Origin of the sequence: Psychrobacter sp. AOP7-A1-24 (genome assembly GCF_052376235.1) — a bacterium.
In the GTDB taxonomy this organism is placed as follows: Bacteria; Pseudomonadota; Gammaproteobacteria; order Pseudomonadales; family Moraxellaceae; genus Psychrobacter.
On the sequence record NZ_JBQSVM010000118.1, the window covers coordinates 1 to 334 of the forward strand.

The window sequence follows — 334 nt, forward strand, 5'->3', positions numbered from 1 at the left end:
TAGACATAGCAGCCTTGGTTAATATGAAGCTTTAGAGATGACTTTATCATTATTCGTAGTAGATTTTATAAAGAAATCCCAAGCTTCACTATAAACCGATAAAGCTTTTTTCATATTCAACTTAAAAATCGTATTTTGCCATTACTTCTATTTGTTGACCTGCTGGCATCCACGGGAACGTCGCAACATCTTGATTTCTCCACTCAATACCCAAGTCTAAATCTGGCAAATACTCATATATCAGATTGGCGCTTTTTACGTTTGCAGAGCTGTCTGCAGCATCGTCTACATTTACCTCACCATAACGCAAATTGCCACGTAGTTTTTGAGTAAA

The 334-nt window shown here is 36.8% G+C and carries 1 pseudogene; it reads right to left on the bottom strand.

Going from position 1 to position 334, the window contains the following annotated elements:
- Positions 1 to 121: 121 nt before the first annotated feature.
- Positions 122 to 334: pseudogene (locus ACT3QQ_RS13975) on the bottom strand (hypothetical protein); the annotation flags it as partial.